Below are 8233 nucleotides of genomic sequence, written 5' to 3'. Positions count from 1 at the left end.
AGAACGCACCGGATTCAGCCGCTCCACCACCAACTCGAACGGCACATCCTGATGCGCATACGCCTCCAAGCACGCCTCACGCACCCGCCCCAACAGCACCTCGAACGACGGATCCCCCGACACATCCGTCCGTACCACCAACGTATTCACGAAGAAGCCCACGAGGTCGTCGAGTTCCTCGTCCGTGCGGCCGGCCACCGGCGAACCCACCACGACATCCGACCCCGCGCCCAGCCGGGTCAGCAGGCCCGCGAGCCCGGCGTGCAGGACCATGAACAGCGTGACGTCCGCCGTGCGTGCCAGCTCCCTCAGGCCCGCGTGCAGATCCGCCCCGATCTCCAGGGGCAGGACGTCACCTTCGTACGAGGCGGACGTCGGACGCGGCCGGTCCCCCGGCACCGTGACTTCCTCGGGCAGCTCGGCCAATCGCTGGGCCCAGTAGGCGAACTGGCGTCCCATCGGGCTCGACGGGTCATCCACATCGCCCAGCACCTCGTGCTGCCACATGGTGTAGTCCGCGTACTGCACCGACAACGCCGACCACTCCGGCGCCCGCCCGCCCGCGCGGGCCGCGTACGCCGCCACCAGGTCCCGCGCGAGCGGGCCCGCCGACCAGCCGTCCCCCGCGATGTGATGCAGAACGAGCACCAGCACGGCGTCAGGGCTCTCGGTGATGTCGAGCAGGTGGACACGGATGGGGAGGTCCCGGTCGAGGTGGAAGCCGTACCGGATGGTCTCGGTGATGCGGAGGGTCACCTCGGCCTCTGTGACGGGCTCGACGGTGAGGGGTGCGTGGGTCTCTTCCACCGGCAGAACGCGCTGATAGGGCCGGCCGGCGCTCTCGGGGAAGACCGTGCGCAGCGGCTCGTGGCGCGCGATCACGTCGTTGGCCGCCGCCTCCAGCGCCGGGATGTCGAGGTCGCCGGTGAGCCGGAGGGCGAAGGGCATGTTGTACGTGGCGGAGGGGCCTTCGAGCTTGTGCATGAACCACAGCCGCTGCTGCGCGAACGACAACGGCAGCAGCTCCGGACGCTCCCGCGCGACCAGCGCCGGACGCACCTCACCCCGGTCCAGACGACGGACCAGCTCGGCGACCGTCGGCGCCTCGAACAGCACCCGCAACGGCAGCTCCACCCCCAGCACCCGCCGCACCCGGCTCACCAACCGCGTCGCCAGCAGCGAGTGTCCGCCGAGGTCGAAGAAGCTGTCCTCCACCCCCACCGACGACACACCCAGAATGTCCCCGAACAGGCCGCACAGGATCTCCTCCTGCGGTGTCCGGGGCGCGGTGGCGGTGTGGCCGGCGGCGTATTCGGGCGTGGGGAGCGCGGCCCGGTCGACCTTCCCGTTCGGCGTCAGCGGCAGCGCGTCGAGGACGACCACGGCGGAGGGCACGAGGTACTCCGGCAGCACCGCGGCCAGTTCAGCACGCAGCGACGCGGGCGTCACCTCGGCACCGGCCGCCGGAACGACGTACCCGGCCAGGCGCGTCTCACCTCCGTGGACGAAGGGTGCCACGAGCGCCTGTGCCACGGCGGGCAGCCGCCGCAGCACCTCCTCCACCTCTCCGGGTTCCACCCGGAATCCGCGGACCTTGACCTGGTCATCCGTGCGCCCCAGGTATTCCAGCTGGCCGTCGCGGTTCCACCGCACGACGTCGCCGGTCCGGTACATCCGGCCGCCGGCCACCCCGAACGGGCACGCCACGAACCGCTCCGCCGTCAGACCCGGCCGCCCCCCATACCCCCGCGCCAACCCGGGGCCGGTCACATACAGCTCACCCGGGATGCCGGGCGGCACCGGGGACAGCAGGTCGTCCAGTACGTGGACCCGGGCGCCGACGACGGGCACGCCGATGGGGGCGGCCGCCTCGGTGAGGGGACGGCTGGTGGTGGCGTAGACAGTGGCCTCGGTCGGGCCGTAGGCGTTGGTCATCAGGCGTCCGGCGGACCAGCGCTCGGCCAGGTCGGGCGGGCATGCCTCGCCCGCGACCACGAGGGAGCGGAGGCCGGGCAGGGCGGACTCGGTGCCGGCCGGAAGGGCGGCCAGTACGGAGGGTGCCACGAAGAGGTGGGTGGCCCGATGGGTCGCCAGGGCGGCGGCTAGCTCGTCGCCCACCAGGTGCGCGGAACCGGTCTGGACGAGGGCGGCGCCCACGGTGAAGCCCGTCAGCAGCTCCATCACGGACACGTCGAAGCTGGAGGAGGTGGACTGGAGGATGCGGCTGCCCTGGGCCAGGCCGAAGCGCTCGGCCGTGGCGGTCAGGCCCGCCAGGCCGGCGTGCGTGACGTTCACGCCCTTCGGGGTCCCGGTGGAGCCCGAGGTGTAGATGACGTACGCGGTGTTGTGCGGGGACAGGGGTGCCGTCCGGTCGCGGTTCTGCGGGGCGGTGGCCGGGCGGCTGTCCCACGCGGCGGTGAGGGCCGGGTCGTCCACGGTGAAGAGCGGCGTCGTGACGTCCAGCGGACCGGTGGCCAGCACCAGCGCGGGACGGGCGTCGGCGATCAGGTGCGCGATCCGCTCGACGGGGTGTTCGGGGTCGATCGGCAGGTAAACGGCTCCGGCCTTGAGGATGCCCAGGATCACGGCGAGCTGGGTCCGGGAGCGGTCGACGGCGACCCCGACGACGCGCTCGGGACCGATCCCCCGGCCGATGAGCCAGTGGGCTATCCGGTTGGCGTGTGCGTCGAGTTCGGCGTACGAGGCCGTGCCCTCGCTGTCGATCAGTGCGGGCGCCTGCGGGGTGGCGCGGACCTGCGCCTCGAAGAGGTCCGGGAGGGTCGCCTCGACCGCGGTGCGCGGGGACACGCTCCAGGTGTCCAGGTGGTGCCGCTCGTCGGCGCCGAGGATGTCCAGAGCGCCGATGGGCAGGTGCGGGTCCTGTCCGGCGGCGGTCAGGAGGCGGGCCCAGCGGGCGGTGAAGGCGTCGACGGTGGCGGGGTCGTAGAGGTCGGTGGCGTACTCGATCATGCCGGTGAGCCCTGCGGGCCTGCCGTCCGCGTCGAAGTTCTCCACCAGGTTGAGCGTGAGGTCGAACTGTGAGCCGCCGGGTGCGGGGTTGAGGAGCTGGGTGCGGAGGCCGGGCAGCTCGAAGCGCAGGTCCGTGTTGCTCTGGAGGGCCAGCATCACCTGGATGAGGGGGTGGTGGGCGGTGGAGCGCTGCGGGTTGAGTTTCGACACCAGGTACTCGAAGGGGATGTCCTGGTGGGTGTAGGCGGCCAGACTCGTCTCCCTGACCCGTCCCAGCAGGTCGGTGAAGGCGGGGTCGCCGGAAGTGTCGGTGCGCAGGATCAGGGTGTTGACGAAGAAGCCGACCAGGTTGTCGAGGTTTTCGTCGGTGCGTCCGGCGATGGGCGAACCCACCGGGATGTCCGCGCCCGCGCCCAGCCTGGAGAGCAGGGCGGCCAGGCCCGCGTGGAGGACCATGAACAGGGTCGCGTCCGCCGAACGGGCCAGCTCGCGCAGTGCGGCATGTGTCGCGGCGTCGATGGTGAACGTGGCCTCGGCGCCGTTCTGGGAGGCCACGGCGGGGCGCGGCCGGTCGGTGGGGAGGCTGACGGCCTCGGGCAGACCGGCCAAGTGGCCTTCCCAGTAAGCCGCCTGCCGGCCGAAGAGGGTGTCCGGGTCGGTGTCGTCGCCGAGCAGTTCGTGCTGCCAGAGGCTGTAGTCGGCGTACTGCACCGGCAGCGCCGGCCACGTCGGCGGCTCCCCGGCGCGGCGGGCCGCGTAGGCGTCCTTGAGGTCGTCGGCGAGCGGGCCGAGCGACCAGCCGTCGCCCGCTATGTGATGGATCGTCAGAACCAGGACGTGATGATCCGTGCCGGTGCTGAGCAGGGTGGGGCGGACGGGGATCTCCCGGTCCAGTTCGAAGCGGTGGCGGACGGACTCCTCCACCCGTGCGTCGAGCGCGCTTTCGGGGATGTGCTGGACCGGCAGCCCGACCCGTGCGTCGGCGGCATCCAGCACCTGTTGGTGGGGCTGTCCGTCGATGTCGGAGAAGACCGTACGCAACGGCTCGTGCCGGGCCACCACGTCATTGATCGCCGCCTCCAACGCACCGACGTCCAGCTTCCCGGTCAACCGCAGAACCAACGGCATGTTGTACGTCGCCGACGCACCCTCGAACTTGTACAGGAACCACAACCGCCGCTGCGCGAACGACAACGGCAACAACCCCGGCCGCACACGCGGCTCCAACACCGGACGCGAACCCCCCACCGACAGACGCCCCGCCACACCCGCCACCGTCGGAGCATCGAACAACGCCCGCAACGGCAACTCCACACCCAGCACCCGACGAACCCGGCCCACCAACCGCGTCGCCAACAGCGAATGACCCCCCAGATCGAAGAAGTCGTCATCCACCCCCACCACCGGAACACCCAGCACATCCGCGAACAGGCCGGCGAGGACCTGCTCCTGCGGGGTGCGGGCGGCCCGCCGGGGGGAGACCTCGTACTCCGGCGCGGGCAGCGCCGCCCGGTCGAGCTTGCCGCTCGGTGTACGCGGTACGGCGTCGAGCACGACAAAGGCGCCGGGCACCATGTAGTCGGGCAGCCGGTCGCGTGCCGCGTCCCGCACCGCGGCCACCGGGATTTCGCTCTTCCCCTCGGGGACCAGGTAGGCGACCAGTCGGCTGACGCCGTCCTGGTGGTCGTGGGCGGTCACCACGGCCTGGGCCACCTCGGGGCTGCGGCGCAGTACCGCCTCGATCTCGCCGGGTTCGACGCGGAAGCCACGGATCTTCACCTGGTTGTCGGCCCGGCCCAGGTATTCGAGCTGCCCGTCGGCGTTCCAGCGGGCGAGGTCGCCCGTACGGTACATCCGCTCGCCCGGCGAGCCGAAGGGGCCGGCGGTGAACCGCTCCGCCGTCAGCCCCGGGCGCCCGACGTATCCGCGCGCGAGGCCCGCTCCGGACACGTACAGCTCACCGGGTACGCCGACGGGGACGAGGTCGAGCCGGTCGTCGAGGACCAGTGCGGCCAGCCCCGGCAGCGGTCGGCCGATCGGGACCGGGCCGCTGTGCTCCCGGCCGGTCAGCAGCGGGCTCATCGCGGCGCCCACGGTCGACTCGGTGGGGCCGTACGCGTTGATCATCCGGCGTCCTGGGGCCCACCGCGCGGCCACGTCGGGCGGGCACGCCTCGCCCGCGACCGCGAGTGTGGCCAGGCCGGTGAGTTGGTCCGAGCCGTCCATGTCCTCCAGGGTGGCCAGGACGGACGGCGGGAGGGTCGCGTTGGTGATCCGCTCGCGGTGGAGCAGTTCGGCCAGTTCCCGCCCGGCGATCCCGGTCTCCTCGGGTACCACCAGCGTCGCGGCGGCGCCGAAGGCGGTCACCATCTCCGAGACCATGGCATCGAAGCTGGACGGGGAGAACTGCAACACCCGGTCGCCGGGGCCCAGTTCGAAGGCGGCTCGCTTGGCCGCCGCCAGGCCCGCGATCCCGGCGTGCGTGATTTCGACGCCCTTGGGGCGGCCGGTCGAACCGGAGGTGTAGATCAGGTACGCGGCGTACGCCGGGTCGACCTCGATGCCGGGGCCGGTGGCGGGGCAGTCCGCGAAGTCCTGGCGTACCCACGCGTCATCGAGCACCACCGACGGTGCCGCGTCACCGAGCATGTACGCCCGCCGCTCGGCCGGGTAGTCCGGGTCCACCGGCACGTACGCCGCACCGGTCTTCATCACGCCGAGCAGCGCCGCCAGCAGACCGGGCCCGCGTCGCATCAGCAGCGCCGCCCGGCCGCCCGGGCCGAGTCCCTGGCCGCGCAGCTGCCAGGCGACGCGGTCGGACCAGGCGTCCAGTTCGGCGTAGGTCAGCTCCTCGTCGCCCCACGCGACGGCGGGCGACGCCGGGGCGCGTCGTACGGCGTCCGCGAACAGGCCGGGCAGGGTGAGCGGTTCGAGGACCGTACGGCTGCGGGTGACACCGGACACGGGACCGGCGGATGCGGCGACGGCGCCGGCGACAGCCGGCAGGTCACGCACGCCCGACCATCCGAGCAGCCTGCGACGCTCCTGCGGGACGAGCAGGTCGAGGGTGTCGAACGCGCGGTCCGGGTCGGCCGCCGCAGCGGTCAGCAGCCGGGTGAACCTCGTCCCGAACGCCTCGGCGGTGGCGGGATCGTAGAGGTCGGTGGCGTACGCGAGGAAGCCGGAGATCCCCGCCGGGTCGCCGCTCTCGTCGAAGGTCTCGCCGATGTTGAGCAGCAGGTCGAACTGGGAGCTGCCCCGCCCCGGGTTCTCCAGCCGTGCCCGCAGTCCGGGCAGGTCGAAGTCGCCCTCGGTGGTGTTCTGGAGGGTGAGCATGATCTGGACGAGAGGGTGGTGTCCGGGTGAGCGCTTCGGGTTGAGCTTCTCCACCAGGTACTCGAAGGGGACGTCCTGGTGGGCGTAGGCGGCCAGACTCGTCTCCCGCACCTGCGTCAGCAGATCGGCGAAGGCCGGGCTTCCCGAGGTGTCGGTGCGCAGGATCAGGGTGTTGACGAAGAAGCCGATCAGGTTCTCCAGGCCCTCGTCCGTCCGGCCCGCGATGGGCGAGCCCACGGCGATGTCCGACCCCGCGCCCAGCCTCGACAGCACGGCCGCCAGGCCCGTGTGCAGGACCATGAACAGCGTCGCGTCCGCCGAACGGGCCAGCTCCCGCAGAGCCGCATGCGTCGCGGCGTCGATCTCGAACGGCAGCATCTCGCTTCGGTGGGACGCCTCGGTCGGCCGTGGCCGGTCGGTGGGGAGGGAGACGACATCCGGCAGCCCGCGCAGGTGGTCGGTCCAGTAGGCGGCTTGGTGCCGCAGCAGGCTGTCCGGGTCGGTGTCCTCGCCGAGCAGTTCGTGCTGCCAGAGGCTGTAGTCGGCGTACTGCACCGGCAGCGCCGGCCACGTCGGCGGCTCCCCGGCGCGGCGGGCCGCGTAGGCGGCCACCAGGTCCTCGGCCAGGTGCGTCATCGACCAGCCGTCACTGGCGATGTGGTGCATCACCAGCATCAGGACGCTCTGGTCCGGCCGGACCGTCAGGAGACTCGCACGCAGCGGGATCTCCCGGTCCAGCTCGAACCCGTACCGGGCCAGGTCGTGCACGAGCCGCTCACGCCGCCCGGCCGACTCCGCGTCTTCGGTGGCGAGGGTGAGGTGGGCTTCGGTGGGCGTGAGAATGCGCTGATACGGTTCCCCGTCGAGATCGGGGAAGACCGTCCGCAGCGGCTCATGCCGGGCGATCACATCGTTGAGCGCTGCCTCCAGCGCCGGGATGTCGAGGTCGCCGGTGAGCCGCAGCATCAGCGGAATGTTGTAGATCGCCGAAGCGCCCTGGAACTTGTAGAGGAACCACAACCGGCGCTGCGCGAATGACAACGCCAGGCGCTCGGGACGCTCCCGCCGGGCCAGCACCGGACGCGAACCGGCGTCCGACAGGTGGCGTACGAGCCCCGAGGCGGTCGGCTGGTCGAACAGCGTCCGCAGCTCCAGATCCGCACCCATCACCGCACGTATCCGGTTGACGAGGCGGGTCGCCAGCAGGGAGTGTCCGCCCAGGTCGAAGAAGCTGTCCTCCATGCCCACGGCAGGCAGTCCGAGCACTTCCGCGAACAGACCCGACACGATCTCTTCCTGCGGAGTACGCGCCGCGCGCGAGGATCCCACCGAGTACTCCGGAGCCGGCAGGGCGGACCGGTCCACCTTCCCGCTCACCGTCAGCGGCAGCGCCTCCAACGCCACGAACGCCGCCGGCACCATGTACGACGGAAGCCGCTCCCCCAGACGACGACGCAACACCGACATCAACTCACCCGCCACCCGCGTCCGCACCGGATCACTCGCCAGAGCGGACAACGAACGGACTTCGGCGGGACGATCGGTACCGGTCACCACACCGGTCACCGCGCCGGAGCCGCCCGGTACGAACACCACGTCGAAGGCGGCGAGTTCCGACGGGCTGACGGTCACCACCGCGTCCCAGCCCTTGGCCTGCGCCCAGACGGACACCTCCTCGGGGTCCACCCCCGCTACGGCCCCTGGCCCGGCCTCCAGCAGACTGCGGACAGCCTCGATCGGCTCATTCGCGGCCACCGCACGCGCCGCGGAAACCTCCCCCAGCAACCGGGCGTTCGGCACGCCCGACACCCGTACCGGCAGTGCCTGCCCGCCCAGGGCATCCAGATCCGTGATGTCCCGGCCCCAGGTGAGGACCGGTACCCCGGCCAGGGACAGCGGCTGGACCGGGGCCTTGTGCAACACCACG

At 71.8% G+C, this 8233-nt stretch carries 1 protein-coding gene; it reads right to left on the bottom strand.

The window, feature by feature from the left end:
* Positions 1-8233, bottom strand: an 8233-nt coding sequence (locus tag ABZ267_RS33115) for an amino acid adenylation domain-containing protein (RefSeq protein ID WP_356899740.1), incomplete at both ends; no start/stop codon positions are given.

This window comes from Streptomyces sp. NPDC006174 (assembly GCF_040614075.1).
Classification (GTDB): domain Bacteria; phylum Actinomycetota; class Actinomycetes; order Streptomycetales; family Streptomycetaceae; genus Streptomyces.
Note: the sequence above shows the minus strand (reverse complement) of the source record. Positions and strands in the feature narration are given on the sequence as shown.